This is a genomic window from Pseudomonas sp. AC169, assembly GCF_979258515.1.
The window spans coordinates 2,666,543-2,683,720 of the sequence record NZ_OZ409866.1; the positions used below are offsets into that span (position 1 = coordinate 2,666,543).

Consider the following 17,178-nt stretch of genomic DNA (forward strand, 5'->3'; position numbering starts at 1 on the left):
ATGAAATAATTATGACAAATGCGTCTTAGCATTTTTCGTAAGCCAGCTAACTTATGTCTTCCCTATTTCATTGCCTTGTTTCCTGGAGTTTTCATGAACACCGCCGCATTGCGCGAGCAGATCCAAAAAGCCCAACAACACGAAAAAGACACCGGCCTGCTGACCCGTCAGCTGGAAAGCAAGCTGCCGCATTTACACCCGGCGATCCAGTTGCCGGAAGCCGACGCCCAAGGCGTGCTGACGCGTTTTGTCGCCGCCTACATCGATGAAGTGCCAGACCTGCTGGATGCAGCCAATGAAGTCGCCAGGGAAGCGGGAATCGAATCGCAGATCAAACCGGTGCTGAAGATCGCCGAGCAGTATTTCCTCCAGCCGCCAGCCATCATGGCCGGGCATGTTGGCCTGGACAGCCTGCTCGACGAAGCCTATCTGGCGCACCGTTTTGTCGAAGAGGTCAACGACCTGTACATCAAGCATTTCGGCCAGCCACTGATCCCTTTGGACATGACGGTCGCCAACTTGATTGCTCACCAATTGATCGGTGAGGAATTTGCCAACCAACTGGACGAAGCGGTTCATCACGCGATCGACGAGATGCTCAACGACGAGAGTTTTGCCTTGGAATCGGTAGAAATCTACCGCGACAAACTCAGCAGCCCGGACACCGGCGCCGCGTGGAAACGCTGGCCGTGCATGGGCCGGCGACTGGATGTGGGTCTGGAACTCGACCAGCCTGCCGCCTGAGTTACACACAATCCAATGTGGGAGCGAGCCTGCTCGCGAATGCGGTCGATCATTCAACAGCTCTGTTGGCTGATACACCGCTTTCGCGAACAGGCTCGCTCCCACAGGGTTTGTGTTCACAATGGATTATCTATCCGGCCGCACCGATGCCAGTGTTAGTTCGAACCCGCCCCTCAAGCCGTCGCTTCAGCCCGCGCGACTCGATCAACAGCTTCGAGCCCTTCGCCGCATTCGCCCGGCCCCACTCCTCCAGCAACTCCAGACACGAATGGTCGATGTAGCTCAGGTTATTGAGCGGCACATGCACCGTCGTCCCCTGCGGAATACTGCCCAGCACCTGGGTCAGCGCCGGCACCTTGAGGAATGTCGCCGCGCCGACCAGACGCAACTCCATCTCGCCGTCCTGCGGCAGATCAATCAGGCTGATCTTCAGGCGCGAAGCCTTGAACGCCAGTTTCAACATCGTCAGACCGAAACCGATCAACACGCCCGTCAGCAGGTCAGTGAAGATGATCGCCAGCGCCGTCGCCGCATAGGTGAACATCGGCATGCGCCCATAACGACCCAAACCTCGAAACGCCTTGAGATCGACCAGTTTGAACCCGGTATAGACCAGCACGCCCGCCAGGCTCGCCACCGGAATGCTCTGCAGCACACTCGACAGCAACAGCACGAATGCCAGCAGCCACAGGCCATGGAAGATCGTCGAGTAACGCGTGGTCGCACCAGCCTGGACGTTGGCCGAACTGCGCACGATCACCCCGGTCATCGGCAGTGCGCCGAGCAGACCGCAGAGCATGTTGCCGACCCCTTGCGCCGACAGTTCACGGTCGAAGTCCGAACGTACGCCGCTGTGCATGCGATCCACCGCTGCGGCGGACAACAACGTTTCGGCGCTGGCGATAAACGCCACGGCGAACGCGGCAATCAGCAGCGTCGGGTCGGCCAGGCTGAGCAGATCAGCAGGTTTGAGCCAATCGATTGCCTCCGCCAGATTCGCCGGCACCTCGACGCGTTTGACTTGCAGAGCCAGTAACAGGCTCGCACCCGTCGCCAGACCAACGCCGAGCAATGCGCCGGGCACGAAGCGCAGCGAATGCGGGCGGAATTTTTCCCACAGCCACATCACCGCAATCGTCGACAGCCCGAGCAAACCGGCCTGCCAGCCGAATGACGGCAAGGCCTGCGCCACCGCCGCCGGGAACGCCGTGAGATTGTCCAGGCCAGAAGGTTGCGGCTTGGCATCAAGCATCACATGCACCTGCGACAGCACGATCAACACGCCAATCCCCGCCAGCATCCCGTACACCACCGCTGGCGCCGTGACCCGAAACCAGCAACCGAGCTTCAGGCGCCCGGCGACCAGTTGCAGGAAACCGGCGAGCAGCAGAATCGGCCCGAGCATTTCGATGCCGTGCTGGCGCACCAACTCGAACACCAACACCGCCAGACCCGCCGCCGGCCCGCTGACCTGCAACGGTGATCCGGCCAGCCAACCGACCACCAGACCACCGATGATCCCGGTGATCAGACCTTTGGCCGGTGGCAACCCTGACGCAATCGCGATACCCATGCACAGCGGCAACGCGACCAGAAACACAACCACTGAAGCGAGCAACTCCCGTGGCAACACCGCTTTCAATTGAGCCGCACGCATGGCGATTCTCCCGAAGTTTTCTTCAGGCATGGCTTCGCCGAACCGCTGAAACAGCGGCCGGCGTCAAACCACACAGATTTTTAGGAAGATTTAGAAGCGCGCTTTGGGCGTCGCCACCGGGATCGGATGGCTACCGTCGAGCGGCAGGAAGCGTCCCTGATCCGCGTCGTAAGCTTTGATTTCGCTGGTTTCGATGTTGTAGACCCAGCCATGGATGAACAGATGACCGTTCGCCATGCGCGAGGCTACCGAAGGATGGGTACGCAAGTGCTGCAACTGGGCGATGACGTTTTCCTCGGTGAGGATCGGCATGCTTTCTTTTTCGTCGGCGCAGTGACAGTTGTCATGCACCATGGTTTTCGCGACTTCAGCGTGGCGCAGCCAGGCTTTGACCGTGGGCATTTTTTCCAGGCTGTCCGGGTTGAGTACCGCACGCATGGCGCCGCAATCGGAGTGGCCGCAGATGATGATGTGCTGCACGCCGAGGGCCAGTACCGCGTATTCGATTGCGGTGGAAACGCCGCCGTTCATCTGCCCGTAAGGCGGGACAACGTTGCCGACGTTACGGGTCACGAACAGGTCGCCCGGGGAGCTCTGGGTGATCAGCTCGGGAACGATGCGCGAGTCGGCGCAGGTGATGAACATCGCTTTCGGCGCCTGGGCCGTGGCGAGTTTCTTGAAGAGTTCTTCCTGCTGTGGGAAGACCTCATGATGAAAATGCAAAAAGCCGTCTACGATCTGTCGCAGCGCTGCATCGGCGGATTCCGCTTCAGGGGTTTGCGCCGACGCAGCCAACGGCTGTTTATCCTTGTCACTCATGATTCATCCTCTTTGGCGGATTAGGGGAGTCGTTCCCATGTATTCCGGTATGAAGCCAGTGGCTGTTTAAAACATCCGGGTCATCCCGACCCGTCAGTCACTCGATGAACAAGGTAGCCGCCGAAACTTAACTCAAACTGAATCAAACGCTCTAGCACGTGTGTTCCAGGTCACAAAAAACGTGACTGGGGTGATTTCGACGGAAGGATTCCAACCCCTCAACCATAGGCCAATTGTCGCTAAATCAACGACATCTGGCGACCCGGCGGACAGAAGGCCGTGCAATCGAGGTTATAGCCTTCGCGATGATTCATGCCAAGACGCTTGATGGCTTTGGCAAAACGCTGCGCGAGCAGGTCGGCGAATACCCCTTCACCACGCATGCGTGCACCAAAACGGCTGTCGTAGAGCTCACCGCCACGGCTCTGGCGGATCAGGCTCAGCACATGCGCGGCGCGTTGCGGATAGTGCGCCTGCAGCCATTCTTCGAACAGCGGCGCTACTTCCAGTGGCAGGCGCAGCATCATGTAGGCCGCGCTTTGCGCCCCGGCGGCGTGGGCTTCGTCGAGCAGGTTTTCGATTTCGCTGTCATTGATCATCGGAATCATCGGCGAACACAGCACGCCGACCGGGATGCCTGCTTCGCGCATGACCCTGATCGCCCGCAATCGAGCCTTGGGCGCAGCGGCACGCGGTTCGAGGATGCGTTTGAGTTCGTCATCCAGCGTGGTCAGGCTGATCATTACCGCCACCAGCCGTTGCTGTGCCAGTTCGGTGAGCAGGTCGAGGTCGCGCAGGATCAGCGAGCCCTTGGTGACGATGGTCACCGGGTGCTTATAGCGCAGCAGCACTTCGAGGGTTTGCCGGGTGATCTTGTGTTCGCGCTCGATTGGCTGATACGGGTCGGTGTTGGAACCCAGGTTGATCGGCGCACATTGATAGCCTTTTTTCCCAAGCTGTTCTTCCAGCACTTGGGCGGCGTTGGTTTTGGCGATCAGTTTCGTTTCGAAATCCAGCCCCGGCGACATGTCCCAATAAGCGTGGCTCGGCCGCGCGTAGCAATAGATGCAGCCATGCTCGCAGCCTCGGTAGGGATTGATCGAGCGGTCGAAAGGCAGATCCGGAGACGTATTGCGGGTGATGATGGTTTTTGCGGTTTCGATCATCACCTCGGTGCCTTGGGTCAGGGGCACTTCCTGATACCAGCCGTCATCCTCCGCCACCGAGCGGTTAGGCGCGAAGCGGTTATGCGGGTTGGTCGCAGTGCCGCGACCCCGGGGCGGGAGAGGGTTGATCATTGGGCGGGCTCCTGATCTGTATATGCATACAGTAACTGAGCGCACCCGATGTGATCCAGTACCGTTCAGCGATGGGGCTTTTTGAATTCCAAAGTTTATATAGAGGTGCAAAGGCTGAATACAACCCGAGATACATATGCTCCATTGTCGTGACAAGTTATCGAATATAGTCTTGGCCACTTCCATCGGCACTTGTCCGATAATCAGATTAAAAGGATTTAATTCATGTCTTATCTCAATCAGCGTGGCGTCTTTATGCAACTGATGCTGCCCAATGCATCGGAGCCCAATACGATTGTTTCGATGCAACTGGCGCGCAAGGAACTGGGCTGGAACGCCGAACAGGAACTGCCTACCGAGGCGCTCGTCGACTCGATCTACGTGGTGGCGGTGTCCAGCGACCGTGGCAAAACGTTCACTGTTCGCACCAACAAGAAAGATGTGGACGGTGATGGCGATATTGATAACGACGACAAAGCGAAGTTGATTGTACTGGCCAAGGCTTATGTAAGTATCGTTAATCCGTAGTTGAAAGTGTAAGAGTCGCAGAACAAATAACAATAAAGTCCTGTATGAAAATTCATGCAGGACTTTATTGTTTTAGAAGAAGACACTGTGAATGGCAGGTGATCAGTCAAGGGCTGGCTGGGCATACACCCTGTCAACTCTGACAGTAGACCGGAATTTTCGCCAAGCCTAATCTCAAGCACGTAATCAATCTGAAGGATTCCATCCATGGCTATCAGAATACTGCTGGAAATTGCGGATATGGATCGAGTTGGAAGTCCGGAGATCGCGTTTTATCACTACAGCGAAGACGCGACCGAAATGATGGATTACGACTATTCGCTTTTTGCTTCGTCATCGCAGGCCAATGATCGTTATGACGTGATCTCCGAAGACGCCGTCGATACTGACGGCGATGGTGACATCGACAAACACGACGAGAAGCTATACCTGCAGCTTGCCGATGCATTTGCGCAGTTCAAAGGCTTTCAGTCCAAGCGTTGACCGTCCGCTGGCACCGCACGAAATGTCGAACCGTGCCAGCGGCGTATCAATCACATCCGTCAGTCATGCTTGGTGACTTGCCCCAAATCATCCGCGGAAGTCGTCTGCATATCGTTCTTGCGCAGGCTGGCCACATCGGCGGCCTTCACCGGCGCGCCTTTGTTGCCCCAACTGCCCCGGATGAAACTCACCACATCCGCCACTTCCTGATCCGACAGGCGCCAGGCGAAACCGGGCATGGTGAAGGTCGACGGTGCCGTGTGCGTGGCTGGCAACGTACCGCCCTTGAGCACAATGTGAATGAGCGAAGTCGGGTCTTCCGATTGCAGCACCGGGTTACCCGCCAGCGCCGGGAACACCCGAGTGTAGCCGTGGCCATCGGTGCGGTGGCACGCCGCGCAGTTGTCGATGTACACCGCAGCGCCGCGCTGACTGTCATCGCCATTCCACAGCGCTTTCGCCGCTTTCTCATCGTACTGATGCGGTTGATCGTTTGGATCAGTGGCCGGCAGTGACTTGAGGTAGCGGGCGATTGCGGTCAGATCGGCGTCGGTCATGTATTGCATGCTGTGGGTGACCACATCGCTCATGCCGCCGAACACCGCGCTGCGGTCGCTGCGCCCGGTCTTGAGGAACTGCACCAGTTGCTCCTCGCTCCAGCTGCCCAGACCGTCCTTGTGATCACCGCGCAGGCTTTTGGCGATCCAGCCTTCCAGCGGCGCACTGCCGGCGAGGAAGGTTGTGCCGTCAGCGGCACTGAGGGATTTTTCCTGCATGGTCAGCGCGCGCGGCGTATGGCAGGCGCCGCAATGGCCGAGGCCTTCGACCAGATAGGCACCACGGTTGGTAACGGCGTCGTCACCGGTTGCCTTGTAGTCCTCGACCTTCGGCGCAAACATCCAGCGCCAGCCCATCAACGGCCAGCGCATGCTCAACGGCCACGGAATATCGCTGGCCTTGTTCTCCTGCGCCACCGGTTCGACGCCGTGCATGAAGTACGCGTACAGCGCCTGCATGTCGGTTTCGCTGACACGCGCATAGGACGGATACGGCATTGCCGGGTACAACGTACTGCCGTTTTTGGCGACGCCATGCCGCACAGCCTGATCGAAATCCTCGAAACTGTATTCACCGACCCCGGTTTTGTCCGGGGTGATGTTGGTCGAGTAGATCGTGCCGATTGGGGTTTCCATCGGCAGGCCACCGGCGAATGGTTTGCCGCCCTTTGCGGTGTGGCAGGCTACGCAGTCACCGGCGCGGGCGAGGTATTCGCCCTGTTTGATCAGACTTTGATCAACTTCAGCTGCATGAATGGCGGCACTGCCGAGCAGGGCCAGGGTCGCGATAACGAGATTTTTCATGGTCATCGCTCCTTATGCCTGAACCAGCGGGCCGGGGTTTTTCAGGTATTGCTCGCGGATCGCCTTCGCCGACCAGTAGGTCAGTGCGGCAACCAGGCCCGTCGGGTTGTAACCCAGGCCTTGCGGGAATGCCGAGGCGCCGGGAACGAAGACGTTATGCACGTCCCAGCTCTGCAGGTAGCGGTTCAGCGCGCTCTTCTTCGGATCGGTGCCCATGATCGCGCCGCCGTTGAGGTGAGTGGTCTGGTAGGACGCCGTGTTGAAGTGGTCACCGACTTTCTTGCCGATCACGGCAATGGCTTTCGGCCCCATCGCTTCGGCGACCTTGCCCATTTTCTCGACCATGAAGCGGTTCATCTTGATGTCGTTTTCCTGCCAGTCGAAGGTCATCCGCAGCAGTGGCAAACCGTAGGCATCGCGGTACACCGGATCGAGGTCGAGGTAGTTGCCACGGTAGGACTGATGCGCGCCGTGGGCGTCCATCGACACCTGGTGGGTGTAGTAATCGGCGGTTGCACGTTTCCAGGCACTGCCCCACGCGGGTGTGCCCGGCGGGTTCGAGGTGCCGGCAATCGGTCGGCTGCCAGCCTGGTTGACCCACATCGGCGAGCCGCCGACGAAGCCGTGCGGGCCATGGTCGAAGTTGTCGGCGTTGAAATCGTCCAGCGCCACGCCGTTGCCGCCGGCGCCGATGAAGTTGTTGGTGTGGGTGTCCTTGTCGAAGAATGCCTTGATGGTCGCCATGTTCTGGTAGGCGAAGTTACGCCCGACCACGCCTTCGCCGCTGATCGGGTCGTACGGCTTACCGATGCCGGACAGCAGCATCAGACGCACGTTGTGCAACTGGAACGCGCCGAGAATCACCAGATCCGCCGGTTGCTCGATCTCGCGACCCTGAGCATCGACGTAGGTGACGCCGGTGGCTTTGCTCTTGGTGCTGTCGAGGTTGATGCGCAACACGTGGGCGTTGGCGCGCAGCTCGAAATTCGGCAGCGGTTTCAGCGCCGGCAGAATGTTCACGTTCGGCGAGGCCTTGGAATACATGTAGCAGACGTAACCGCTGCAGAAACCGCAGAAGTTGCACGGGCCCATCTGCGCGCCGTAAGGGTTGGTGTACGGCCCCGACGTATTTGCGGACGGCAGGTTGTAGGGTTTGTACCCGACTTCTGTAGCCGCTTTGCCGAACAGCTGTGCGGACACCGTGTTCTTCTGTGCTTCCAGCGGGAACGGGTTGGAGCGATCCGGCGCATAAGGGTTACCGCCCTTGCCCTGACCGACCAGTTGGCCTTTCACCGTCCACGCCTGGCCCGAGGTGCCGAAGACTTTTTCGGCGAAATCGAAGAACGGCTCCAGCTCTTCATAGCTGACGCCGAAGTCCTGGATGGTCATGTCCTTGGGGATGAAGCTTTTGCCGTAGCGCTCTTCGTAGTGGCTGCGCATGCGCAACTCGATCGGATCGACCCGGAAGTGCACGCCTGACCAGTGCAGACCGGCGCCGCCCACACCATTACCCGGCAAGAACGCACCCAACTGGCGGTTCGGAAGAGCAATGTCGTTGACGCTATGACGGATGGTGACGGTTTCTTTCGAGATGTCCTGAAAGAGTTTTTTCCGCACGCTGTAGGTGAGTTCGTCGATCACCTGGGGATAGTTGCCGTCGGGGTAGGTGTCCTGCATCGGCCCGCGCTCCAGCGCCAGCACGTTGAGGCCTGCTTCGGTGAGTTCCTTGGCCATGATCGCGCCGGTCCAGCCGAAACCGACGATGACCGCATCTACCTTCTTCATTACCGTTGCCATGCTTACGCCCTCTCGCCGCGAATCGAAACTGCCGGGAAGGGGTATTGCTCGTTGCGTTCCACCCAATCCATGAAATCGGCGCGGGCGCCGGGGAAGCCGATCATGGTCCAGCCGACCATGCCTTTGTTGCCGCCGTGGATCGGGTCGCAGAAGAACCCTTCCTTGGTGTTTTGCAGCAGCAGATTGAAGAAAATCTTCGCTGGAACCGCGTCGAACTGCGGTTTGCCGGCTTCGAGTTGCTTGAGCAAATCGTCTCGGGTAGCGCTGTCTTGCTCAGCAAATACTTTACCGTTGAGGGATTTTGCCCACTGATCCGTGGCGGCGATGCCGAGGCGATAGATTTCTTTGGGCACCAGTTTGCTCTGCCAGCCCATCTCCGGCGCGGCGTCGGCATTGAACGGGCCTTGCATGTACCACAGGGCACCGGCCGCGTAGGGCGTGTTCATCTGGCGGTCGATGTATTCCGGCACACCGGCTTCGAGCGCGCCCGGGCCTTGAGCATCGCTGGGGATCAGTTGCGCAACGGCAGCATTGATGAATGCCCATTCTTCGGCAGTGAAATAGCTCGGCTGATACACGCCGGCATCCGCGCGAAGTGATTGCGGCGCGGGCGCAGCCGGTGTCGCTTCAGGCGCTGCTTGCAGGACGCTGCTACCCAGACCGCTGCCGGCCAGGGTGACCACTGGAATCAAGGTCAGGGATTTGCGCAAAAACTCACGCCGCGGGTTGTCTCGATTTTCATCAGACATGGGGGTGCACCTCATCAGGCATTAGGGGGCAGCCGCTTCTGCGAGCGGCTTGAGGATTTTTCGTCGCAACGACAGCGGTCTGACCCAGAAAAAGGGGACGCGTCTGCAACATGATGTGACAAATGGTAGCAGGCTAAGCTTCCGGATGAACCGATTCAGCGGAAAAAAGACCGGTTTTTCTAACTGCAATGGTCGAAAGCGTGCGGATTCACGTTTCTTTGACAGGCGCCTCACAGGGCTTTGACCGTGTAACGCCGAAGCTGCGTTTCCCTCATCGATGAATCCCGACACGGTTACCCCAGCATGTTCCGAGTGCGTTTTTTCCCTGCTTTGTGTGTATCGTTCTTAGCGCTGTTTTACTGGCTGCCGGCCCAGGCTGCGACGGCAGCGACGGCCCGGCCCGCTGATTGGGCGCAACCGGTCGAAGTGCAATACAACCTGTTCCAGATGTCACCGACGCTCTATCGCAGCGCCTTGCCCGATGGCGGCGCGGTGCCGTTGCTGAAAAATCTGAAAGTCGCCACGGTGATCAACTTTCTGCCGGAAGCGGACAGCGACTGGCTAGCTGAGCCGGGTATCAATCAAGTGCAACTGCCGTATCGCACCAACCACGTTGACGACGCCGATGTGCTCAAGACCCTGCGGGCTATTCAGTCTGCCGAAGCCAACGGTCCAGTGCTGATGCATTGCAAACACGGCTCCGACCGCACGGGCCTGATGGCCGCGATGTATCGGGTGGTGGTGCAGGGCTGGAGCAAGGAAGATGCCTTGAGCGAGATGACCCAGGGCGGATTTGGTGAGAGTGGGCACTTTCGCGACAGCGTGCGCTACGTGATGCAGGCCGATGTCGACAAGCTGCGCACGGCGCTGGCCAATGGTGATTGCAGCACCAGCGCGTTCGCTACCTGCTCGATGAAAAGCTGGTTTCAGTCGGTCAATCTGAAGTAGTCGCGACCTTCCACGACATTGCGTCGTGGAAGGTTTTCAGCAGCGACTCAGTCTTCGGACTTTTTCTTCAGCTTCGGATTCGGGAAGAACTGCACCGCCTGCACGGTCTTGTCCGGCGCAGGTTTGTTCAGCGCGCTGGTGTTGACCCGCGTGCCCAATTCTTTCGGCACCGACAGCCCTTGCTCGTTGAGCGTATCCGAGTAACCGCAAGCCACGCATTCACGGTGCGGCACGCTGTCCTCGTTCCACATCATCAATTTGTCCGGTTCGCTGCACGCCGGGCAAACCGCCCCGGCGATAAAGCGCTTCTTGGTAATCACAGGCCCCTCACTCATGCTGCTGCGTCCTCACTCAGGCCGCTGTGGCGCAACAGTGCGTCAATCGATGGCTCACGGCCACGGAAGTCGACGAACAGCACCATCGGTGCCTGCGAACCGCCGCGCGCGAGAATAGCTTCACGGAAGGCGCGACCGGTTTCAGCGTTGAGCACGCCGTCCTCTTCAAACTTCGAGAAGGCATCGGCCGAGAGCACTTCAGCCCACTTGTAGCTGTAGTAACCCGCCGCGTAACCGCCGGCGAAAATGTGCGCGAAACTGTTCGGGAAGCGGTTGTAGGCCGGCGGACGCATCACCGACACCTCGTCACGCACGCCTTCGAGGACTTGCAGTGGACTGCGGCCATCACCGTGGGTCGCGTGCAGTTCGAAGTCGAACAGCGAGAATTCGAGCTGACGGACCATCATCAGGCCGGACTGGAAGTTTTTCGCCGCGAGCATTTTCTCCAGCAGGTCCTGCGGCAGTGGCTCGCCGCTTTCGTAGTGACCGGAGATCAGCGCGAGGCCTTCCGGTTCCCAGCACCAGTTTTCCATGAACTGGCTCGGCAGCTCGACCGCGTCCCAGGCCACGCCGTTGATCCCCGAAACGCCGGCATGATCAACGCGGGTCAGCAGGTGATGCAGGCCATGACCGAATTCGTGGAACAGCGTGGTCACTTCATCATGGGTCAGCAGCGCAGGTTTGCCGCTGTCGGCCGGGGTGAAGTTACACACCAGATTGGCCACCGGGCTTTGCAGTACGCCGTCAATCGTGCGACGACGGTCGCGGGCGCCGTCCATCCACGCACCGCCACGCTTGTTGGCGCGGGCGTAGAGGTCGAAGAAGAAGCGGCCGACGTGCTGGCCGTTTTCCTTGATTTCGAACAGGCGCACGTCCGGGTGCCAGGTGTCGAAGCCTTTCTGTTCGGCGATTTCGATGCCGTACAGACGCTGAACGATGGCGAACAGGCCGCCAAGCACCTTGTCGATCGGGAAGTAGGCGCGCAGGGTTTCCTGAGCGACGCTGTAGCGTTGTTCGCGCAGCTTTTCGCCATAGAAACCGCTGTCCCAGCTTTGCAGATCGGCGCAGCCCTGTTCCGCGGCGTAGGCGCGCAGCTGTTGCAGATCCTGTGCAGCGAATGGCTTGCTGCGCTTGGCCAGATCGCGCAGGAAGCTCAGCACCTGATCGCTGGATTCAGCCATTTTCGTCGCCAGGCTCAGCTCGGAGAAGCTGGCAAAACCCAGCAACTTGGCCAGTTCCTGACGCAGGTCGAGGATCTCTTCCATCACCGGGCCGTTGTCGTTCTGACCGGCGTTCGGGCCTTGATCCGAGGCGCGGGTGCAGTAGGCGGCGTAGACTTCTTCACGCAACGCACGGTCTTGCGCGTAGGTCATCACCGCGTAGTAGCTCGGGAATTCCAGGGTGATCAGCCAGCCATCGAGGCCTTTGGCCTGTGCGGCGGCGGCCATTTGCGCTTTGGCCGAATCGGTCAGGCCGGCGAGGGCGGCTTCGTCGGTGATGTGCTTGGTCCACGCCTGCGTGGCGTCGAGCAGTTGATTGGAGAAGCGGCTGCCCAGCTCGGACAGTTTGCTTTGCACTTCGGCGTAGCGTTTCTGCTCGGCTTCCGGCAGGTCGATACCCGACAGACGGAAGTCACGCAGGGCGTGTTCCAAAATAGTCTTTTGCGCCACGTCGAAACCGGCGGCTTCCGGGCTGTTGGCCAGTGCTTCATAAGCCTGGAACAGCTCGCGGTTCTGGCCCATCTCGGTGGAGTAGGCGCTCAAGGCTGGCAGGCACGACTCGTAGGCTTCGCGAAGTTCGGCGCTGTTGCATACGGCGTTGAGGTGGCTGACCGGGCTCCAGGCAGCGCCGAGGCGGTCATTGAGTTCGTCCATCGCCAAGACCAGGCCGGCCCAGGTCGGGTTCTGGACTTGGGTCTTGAGAATTTCGGCGATGGCGGCGCGGTTGTCGGCCAGGATCGTTTCGATGGCGGGCAGGACGTGTTCGGCACGGATCGTGGAGAACGGTGGCAGGTCGTAGGACTGCAGCAGAGGGTTGTTCACGCTCACGGTTGGCACCTTGGCTGGGGAAACATTGCCCCATCTTAATTACAATCGGCATTCACCGCAGCTATCGGCGACAGAGAGAGAAATTATCGTGTCCGTTCGCAAGTACCAGAATCACACCCCGCGCTTGAGCAAAGGCGCGTTTGTCGACGCCTCGGCAGTGGTAATCGGCGACGTCGAAATCGGTGAAGACAGCTCGGTCTGGCCGCTGACCGTGATCCGTGGCGACATGCACCGCATCCGCATCGGTGCGCGCACCAGCGTGCAGGACGGCTGCGTGTTGCACATCACCCACGCCGGCCCGTTCAACCCCGACGGCTTCCCGCTGCTGATCGGCGACGACGTGACCATCGCCCACAAAGTCATGCTGCACGGCTGCAGCGTCGGCAGCCGCGTGTTGATCGGCATGGGCAGCATCGTCATGGACGGTGCGGTGGTCGAGGACGATGTGATCATTGGCGCCGGCAGCCTGGTGCCACCGGGCAAGCGCCTTGAAAGTGGCTTCCTGTATGTCGGCAGTCCGGTGAAACAGATTCGTCCGCTGACCGACAAGGAAAAAGCCTTCTTCACCTACAGCGCCGCCAACTACGTGAAGCTCAAGGACCTGCACCTGGCCGAAGGCTACGACACACTCTGAATCGAATTTGCGACTGCTCAGGAATACCCATGCATTACCAAACCGTACTGTTCGACCTCGATGGCACCCTGACTGACCCGCGTGAGGGCATCACCCGCTCCATCCAGTTTGCCTTGGCCAAGCTCGGCATTGATGAGCCGGACCTGACCAAGCTCGAACACTTCATCGGCCCGCCGCTGTTGCAGGCGTTTATGCAGTTCTATGACTTTGATGAGGCCAAGGCTTGGCAGGCGGTGAATTTCTACCGTGAGCGCTTCAAGGTCACTGGCCTGTATGAGAACCGCGTGTTTGACGGCGTTACGCCGTTATTGGAAACCCTGAGCGGGCAGGGACGGCAGCTGTATATCGCCACCTCGAAGCCATGGGAATTTGCCCGCGAGATTGCCCGGCATTTTGATTTCGCCCGGCATTTCAAGGTGATTTATGGCAGCGAACTGGACGGCACGCGGACCAACAAGGTTGAGCTGATTGCGCATCTGATCAAGGAAGAAGGGCTGGATCCGGCGAATACGCTGATGATCGGCGATCGCAAGCATGACCTGATCGGCGCGCGCAGCAACGGGCTGGATGCGGCGGCAGTTGGTTATGGGTTTGGCAGTTTTGAAGAGTTGAATGCCGAAGCGCCGGCTTATCACTTCGAGACACTGGACGCGTTGCATCAGGCGTTTCTGCGGCGCTGATCAGATTGCTTTCGCGAGCAAGCTCGCTCCCACATTGGAATGCATTCCCCCTGTGGGAGCGAGCTTGCTCGCGAAGGGGCCCGCACAGCCAATGCGAAATCAGGATTCTGCCAACGCTCTGAGCGTCGACTTACGCTCAGCCACCGGCAGCTCCCCCAACTTCTCCACCTCTGCATAAAACCTCACCCAATCCCCCCCGACCTTTTTGAACAACGCCGCAAACGCCGGCACCCATTGGTCATACAGCCCAAACGGCAACAACCGCGCATTGTTCAGCGGTGCATTTACCCAGGCGTCATAACGCTTGTCCCCAGCCCACTGACTGTCCCTCTTCACCCGATAATCCCGGCGAAACTGCTCGAACTCGGCCGCTTTGCGTTCGCGCATTTGCTCAACCGGCATTGACTGCGCGTAAAGCTTTTCCAGCCGTGAGCGGGTATCGAGCACCAACTCAATAAACTGATCGCGCTGCTTCAACCGTGAATCTGTATCCGCCGGTAACCGCCGAAACGCCCGCCACTGCCGCGTACCCTCCTGCTCGACAAACGTGGCAAAAGACTCGTTGAACTCGGTGTCATCCTTTACATAGAAACGCTGATGCGCCAGTTCATGGAAGATCAGCGTGGCCAGGCGCTCATCACCCCAGCCCATCATCGAATTAAGGATCGGGTCGTTGAACCAGCCCAGCGTTGAATAGGCCTCAACGCCGCCAATCGAAACGTCCATGCCCTGCAAGCGCTGAATTGCCGCCTCGCCACGAGCCGCGCTCTGGCTGTAGTAGCCGCGATAGGCCACACACCCGGCAATCGGGAAGCAATGGTTCTGCGGCGTCAGGGAGAACTCCTGAGTGGCGAACACATTCCACACCACATACGGGCGATGGATATCGGCGTAAAGACGATAGCTCTGGTTATCCGGCAGGTGCAGATGCTCGCTGGCGAAGGCGCGGGCCTTTTGTGATTGCGCCAGATGTGCGCGCAGTGTCGCGTCACGTCTCGGGTCGTTGATCACCTGTTCCACAGGCTCGCGCGCCCGCAGCAATTGCAACTGACCGCTGGCCAACTGAGCGTAATAGCTGACGCTGGCGCAACCGTTGAGCAACAAAAACAACACACCCGGAAACAAAACCCGAAAAACGCGATCAAGTAACCCAAGGCTTGGAAACGGCCTGATCAAAATAAGAAATCCCCCGGAGAGTCTGCCCGCAAGACTATCCCGCCTTAAGGAGCACCGCTATGCGCATGTTGATGCTGTCAGGAGGCCTGCTGACGTTGGCCGGTTGTGCCAATTTCGGAATGCCCGACCCTGATCCCTCGCAAGCCTGGATCGACCTCGATGCCCGGCAACAGGACACAACCTTGCAAGCGCTGAAGGTCGACAGCAGCGTGACCGACGACAAACGCTACTTCGAAGTGCAGCCCGGCAGCCATGAATTGAAGGTGCGCTATCAGTTTCCGGTGGCGGCGACCAACATCGGTCCCGATGCAGAGCCGCTGTGGCGCGATTGCCAGTTGAGCGTGAAGTTCAAGGACTTCAATGCCGGCCAGCGTTATCAGTTGCAGGCTGGCAGCATTGGTTTTCGGCCATGGGCGAAGCTCTATGACGAGCAGCGCAAAGTGGTAGGCCAGGGCACGCCGGCAGGCTGCCAGCGCACCTGAACGGCGCTATGCTGAGTGTTCAAATCTGTGGACATTCATCATGCGCCATTTGCTGTTGTTGCTCGTTGCCAGTCTTGTGGCCGGATGCCAGACGCCACTTCCTCCGGTCGATCCGCACATGGCCTGGGTCGATTTTTCGACGCCGACACCGGGCGGCAAAGTCCTGATGGCCGAGCGCCTCGACAAACAACGACTGAATGACGGGCGCTACTTTCAGGTCACTCCCGGCAGTCACGAATTGCGCGTGCGCTTCGATTTCGAAGTGTTTGGCGGTGGCGGCAGCTTGATGAATGGCCCGGTAGAGCGGTTGTGTTACCTGTACATCCGCTACGACCATTTCGAGGCCGGTCAGCGTTACACGCTGGAGGGACGCTCGCTGGCGTTTACCCCGAGTGCCCGGCTGTACAACGCCAAGCGTGAAATCGTCGCCGAGGATTACGACTACGACTGCATTATTTGAGGCGACTTAGCTGTCGTTCTTTTGATAGATGATTGCTTTGGTGCCGTTCTCACATGAACCGACCACCATGGCGATGTCATGTTTTGCGGCCTCTTCCTTGCTGACGATTTCCAGTGTGTAAGAGGGCACGGCGTTGGCTTGGATCTTGACCTCAATCTCGTTCTTCAATTCTTCGCAATCTTTAGGGGCGTTGGGTGCCGCAATTACCGAAGTGGCCAGTGCACTGCAGAGAATCGCCAAGCCAATACGTTTCATTAGTGAAGCTCCCTGAGGCAGCGCGCACGGGCGTGCGCTGAAGCTGCTGTCATTTATTCGACCACATTTTGACGGCGAGGGTTCTGACTTCGCTCACAACTTGTGTTTACGGTTGCAAACCTTGTGTTGATTTTGAAATCGCCTTCGCGAGCAGGCTCGCTCCCACAGGGATTTGTGTGGCACACAGTTCCAATGTGGGAGCGAGCCTGCTCGCGAAGGCGTCAGAGCGGCCAGTGCTGAATCAGCTGACCAGCGCAGCTTCAAGGGTAATCTTCGCATTCAGCACTTTCGACACAGGGCACCCTTCCTTGGCCTTGTTGCTCAGCTCTTCGAACTGCGCCTGAGTCGCCCCCGGGATTTTCGCCTTCAGGATCAGCTTCACCGCTGTGATCGCGAAGCCGCCATCGACCTGATCGAGGGTCACTTCCGCCTGAGTATCAATACTGTCGGCCTTCAGGCCCGCATCGCCCAAAATCATCGAAAACGCCATGGAAAAACAACCGGCATGCGCCGCGCCGATCAGCTCTTCCGGGTTGGTGCCCTTGCCGCCCTCGAAGCGGGCCTTGAAGCCGTACGGTGCTTCTCTGAGGACACCGGTTTCAGTGGAGATCGAGCCGATGCCGGTTTTCAGATCGCCTGCCCAATGTGCGGATGCTTTCTTCACGATAGCCATGTCTGCCTCCTCAAGATCTGACGCGGAAACGCCGCGTCGTCGTGGTTTTTA

At 59.0% G+C, this 17,178-nt stretch carries 19 protein-coding genes; 8 read left to right on the plus strand and 11 right to left on the minus strand.

The window, feature by feature from the left end:
* The first annotated feature begins 93 nt into the window (after positions 1-93).
* Positions 94-744, plus strand: coding sequence for a hypothetical protein (locus ACZZ0G_RS12180; RefSeq protein ID WP_463556286.1), 651 nt, complete (start codon positions 94-96; stop codon positions 742-744).
* Between the two features lie 130 nt (positions 745-874).
* Here ACZZ0G_RS12180 and ACZZ0G_RS12185 read toward each other — a convergent pair whose 3' ends face one another.
* The 3 genes from ACZZ0G_RS12185 to ACZZ0G_RS12195 all read right to left on the minus strand — a co-directional run bounded on the left by ACZZ0G_RS12185 (position 875) and on the right by ACZZ0G_RS12195 (position 4,518).
* Positions 875-2,401, minus strand: coding sequence for a SulP family inorganic anion transporter (locus ACZZ0G_RS12185; protein ID WP_463556287.1), 1,527 nt, complete (start codon positions 2,399-2,401; stop codon positions 875-877).
* Between the two features lie 90 nt (positions 2,402-2,491).
* Entirely contained in the window at positions 2,492-3,220 is a 729-nt protein-coding gene (locus tag ACZZ0G_RS12190) for a carbonic anhydrase (protein ID WP_064116616.1), read from the minus strand.
* Positions 3,221-3,459: 239 nt separating this feature from the next.
* Entirely contained in the window at positions 3,460-4,518 is a 1,059-nt protein-coding gene (locus ACZZ0G_RS12195; protein ID WP_463556288.1) for a PA0069 family radical SAM protein, read from the minus strand.
* Positions 4,519-4,743: 225 nt separating this feature from the next.
* On the opposite strand from ACZZ0G_RS12195, the gene ACZZ0G_RS12200 reads away from it, so the two are divergent.
* Together ACZZ0G_RS12200 and ACZZ0G_RS12205 are read left to right on the plus strand one after the other, a co-directional pair.
* The gene (locus ACZZ0G_RS12200) at positions 4,744-5,046 is read left to right on the plus strand and encodes a hypothetical protein (protein WP_463556289.1); all 303 of its coding nucleotides are present in this window, start codon (positions 4,744-4,746) and stop codon (positions 5,044-5,046) included.
* A 207-nt stretch (positions 5,047-5,253) separates the two neighbouring features.
* Complete coding sequence (locus tag ACZZ0G_RS12205) at positions 5,254-5,529, plus strand: hypothetical protein (RefSeq protein ID WP_463556290.1); 276 nt, start codon at positions 5,254-5,256, stop codon at positions 5,527-5,529.
* Between the two features lie 59 nt (positions 5,530-5,588).
* On the opposite strand, the gene ACZZ0G_RS12210 is transcribed toward ACZZ0G_RS12205, so the two are convergent.
* Genes ACZZ0G_RS12210 through ACZZ0G_RS12220 form a run of 3 tightly spaced genes read right to left on the minus strand, consistent with a single transcriptional unit; the run spans position 5,589 to position 9,436 of the window.
* The gene (locus ACZZ0G_RS12210) at positions 5,589-6,890 is read right to left on the minus strand and encodes a c-type cytochrome (protein WP_463556291.1); all 1,302 of its coding nucleotides are present in this window, start codon (positions 6,888-6,890) and stop codon (positions 5,589-5,591) included.
* Between the two features lie 12 nt (positions 6,891-6,902).
* A complete protein-coding gene (locus ACZZ0G_RS12215; RefSeq protein ID WP_463556292.1) occupies positions 6,903-8,687 on the minus strand; it encodes a GMC family oxidoreductase in 1,785 nt (594 codons plus the stop codon).
* Positions 8,688-8,689: 2 nt separating this feature from the next.
* A complete protein-coding gene (locus ACZZ0G_RS12220) occupies positions 8,690-9,436 on the minus strand; it encodes a gluconate 2-dehydrogenase subunit 3 family protein (RefSeq protein WP_463556293.1) in 747 nt (248 codons plus the stop codon).
* 303 nt (positions 9,437-9,739) lie between these two features.
* Here ACZZ0G_RS12220 and ACZZ0G_RS12225 point away from each other — a divergent pair, with 303 nt between their 5' ends.
* The gene (locus ACZZ0G_RS12225) at positions 9,740-10,384 is read left to right on the plus strand and encodes a phosphatase domain-containing protein (protein WP_463556294.1); all 645 of its coding nucleotides are present in this window, start codon (positions 9,740-9,742) and stop codon (positions 10,382-10,384) included.
* Positions 10,385-10,431: 47 nt separating this feature from the next.
* On the opposite strand, the gene ACZZ0G_RS12230 is transcribed toward ACZZ0G_RS12225, so the two are convergent.
* Complete coding sequence (locus tag ACZZ0G_RS12230) at positions 10,432-10,719, minus strand: YheV family putative zinc ribbon protein (RefSeq protein WP_077575217.1); 288 nt, start codon at positions 10,717-10,719, stop codon at positions 10,432-10,434.
* A complete protein-coding gene (gene prlC / locus ACZZ0G_RS12235) occupies positions 10,716-12,767 on the minus strand; it encodes an oligopeptidase A (protein ID WP_463556295.1) in 2,052 nt (683 codons plus the stop codon). The genes ACZZ0G_RS12230 and prlC overlap by 4 nt, the downstream gene beginning before the upstream one ends.
* Positions 12,768-12,855: 88 nt before the next feature.
* Between prlC and ACZZ0G_RS12240 the strand changes: the two genes are divergently transcribed.
* Both ACZZ0G_RS12240 and ACZZ0G_RS12245 read left to right on the plus strand, forming a co-directional pair.
* Entirely contained in the window at positions 12,856-13,401 is a 546-nt protein-coding gene (locus tag ACZZ0G_RS12240; RefSeq protein ID WP_463398178.1) for a gamma carbonic anhydrase family protein, read from the plus strand.
* Positions 13,402-13,430: 29 nt separating this feature from the next.
* Positions 13,431-14,081 carry an HAD family hydrolase gene (locus ACZZ0G_RS12245; protein WP_463556296.1) on the plus strand — a complete coding sequence of 217 codons (651 nt, stop codon included), beginning with the start codon at positions 13,431-13,433 and terminating at the stop codon, positions 14,079-14,081.
* A gap of 99 nt (positions 14,082-14,180) precedes the next feature.
* Here ACZZ0G_RS12245 and ACZZ0G_RS12250 read toward each other — a convergent pair whose 3' ends face one another.
* Positions 14,181-15,257, minus strand: a complete 1,077-nt coding sequence (locus ACZZ0G_RS12250; RefSeq protein WP_463556297.1) for an aminopeptidase — start codon at positions 15,255-15,257, stop codon at positions 14,181-14,183.
* 59 nt (positions 15,258-15,316) lie between these two features.
* On the opposite strand from ACZZ0G_RS12250, the gene ACZZ0G_RS12255 reads away from it, so the two are divergent.
* Both ACZZ0G_RS12255 and ACZZ0G_RS12260 read left to right on the plus strand, forming a co-directional pair.
* The gene (locus ACZZ0G_RS12255; protein ID WP_463556298.1) at positions 15,317-15,739 is read left to right on the plus strand and encodes a PA0061/PA0062 family lipoprotein; all 423 of its coding nucleotides are present in this window, start codon (positions 15,317-15,319) and stop codon (positions 15,737-15,739) included.
* 40 nt (positions 15,740-15,779) lie between these two features.
* Positions 15,780-16,199 carry a PA0061/PA0062 family lipoprotein gene (locus ACZZ0G_RS12260; RefSeq protein WP_463556299.1) on the plus strand — a complete coding sequence of 140 codons (420 nt, stop codon included), beginning with the start codon at positions 15,780-15,782 and terminating at the stop codon, positions 16,197-16,199.
* Between the two features lie 6 nt (positions 16,200-16,205).
* On the opposite strand, the gene ACZZ0G_RS12265 is transcribed toward ACZZ0G_RS12260, so the two are convergent.
* Both ACZZ0G_RS12265 and ACZZ0G_RS12270 read right to left on the minus strand, forming a co-directional pair.
* Positions 16,206-16,454, minus strand: coding sequence for a DUF1161 domain-containing protein (locus tag ACZZ0G_RS12265; protein WP_463556300.1), 249 nt, complete (start codon positions 16,452-16,454; stop codon positions 16,206-16,208).
* A gap of 241 nt (positions 16,455-16,695) precedes the next feature.
* Positions 16,696-17,127, minus strand: a complete 432-nt coding sequence (locus ACZZ0G_RS12270; RefSeq protein WP_463556301.1) for an OsmC family protein — start codon at positions 17,125-17,127, stop codon at positions 16,696-16,698.
* Positions 17,128-17,178: the final 51 nt, after the last annotated feature.

What these genes read in the sequence shown, in the direction of transcription:
- ACZZ0G_RS12180 (WP_463556286.1), top strand. Translation starts at nt 94, where the DNA reads ATGAACACCGCCGCATTGCGCGAGCAGATCCAAAAAGCCCAACAACAC.
- ACZZ0G_RS12185 (WP_463556287.1), bottom strand. Translation starts at nt 2,401, where the DNA reads ATGCGTGCGGCTCAATTGAAAGCGGTGTTGCCACGGGAGTTGCTCGCT.
- ACZZ0G_RS12190 (WP_064116616.1), bottom strand. Translation starts at nt 3,220, where the DNA reads ATGAGTGACAAGGATAAACAGCCGTTGGCTGCGTCGGCGCAAACCCCT.
- ACZZ0G_RS12195 (WP_463556288.1), bottom strand. Translation starts at nt 4,518, where the DNA reads ATGATCAACCCTCTCCCGCCCCGGGGTCGCGGCACTGCGACCAACCCG.
- ACZZ0G_RS12200 (WP_463556289.1), top strand. Translation starts at nt 4,744, where the DNA reads ATGTCTTATCTCAATCAGCGTGGCGTCTTTATGCAACTGATGCTGCCC.
- ACZZ0G_RS12205 (WP_463556290.1), top strand. Translation starts at nt 5,254, where the DNA reads ATGGCTATCAGAATACTGCTGGAAATTGCGGATATGGATCGAGTTGGA.
- ACZZ0G_RS12210 (WP_463556291.1), bottom strand. Translation starts at nt 6,890, where the DNA reads ATGAAAAATCTCGTTATCGCGACCCTGGCCCTGCTCGGCAGTGCCGCC.
- ACZZ0G_RS12215 (WP_463556292.1), bottom strand. Translation starts at nt 8,687, where the DNA reads ATGGCAACGGTAATGAAGAAGGTAGATGCGGTCATCGTCGGTTTCGGC.
- ACZZ0G_RS12220 (WP_463556293.1), bottom strand. Translation starts at nt 9,436, where the DNA reads ATGTCTGATGAAAATCGAGACAACCCGCGGCGTGAGTTTTTGCGCAAA.
- ACZZ0G_RS12225 (WP_463556294.1), top strand. Translation starts at nt 9,740, where the DNA reads ATGTTCCGAGTGCGTTTTTTCCCTGCTTTGTGTGTATCGTTCTTAGCG.
- ACZZ0G_RS12230 (WP_077575217.1), bottom strand. Translation starts at nt 10,719, where the DNA reads ATGAGTGAGGGGCCTGTGATTACCAAGAAGCGCTTTATCGCCGGGGCG.
- ACZZ0G_RS12245 (WP_463556296.1), top strand. Translation starts at nt 13,431, where the DNA reads ATGCATTACCAAACCGTACTGTTCGACCTCGATGGCACCCTGACTGAC.
- ACZZ0G_RS12255 (WP_463556298.1), top strand. Translation starts at nt 15,317, where the DNA reads ATGCGCATGTTGATGCTGTCAGGAGGCCTGCTGACGTTGGCCGGTTGT.
- ACZZ0G_RS12260 (WP_463556299.1), top strand. Translation starts at nt 15,780, where the DNA reads ATGCGCCATTTGCTGTTGTTGCTCGTTGCCAGTCTTGTGGCCGGATGC.
- ACZZ0G_RS12265 (WP_463556300.1), bottom strand. Translation starts at nt 16,454, where the DNA reads ATGAAACGTATTGGCTTGGCGATTCTCTGCAGTGCACTGGCCACTTCG.
- ACZZ0G_RS12270 (WP_463556301.1), bottom strand. Translation starts at nt 17,127, where the DNA reads ATGGCTATCGTGAAGAAAGCATCCGCACATTGGGCAGGCGATCTGAAA.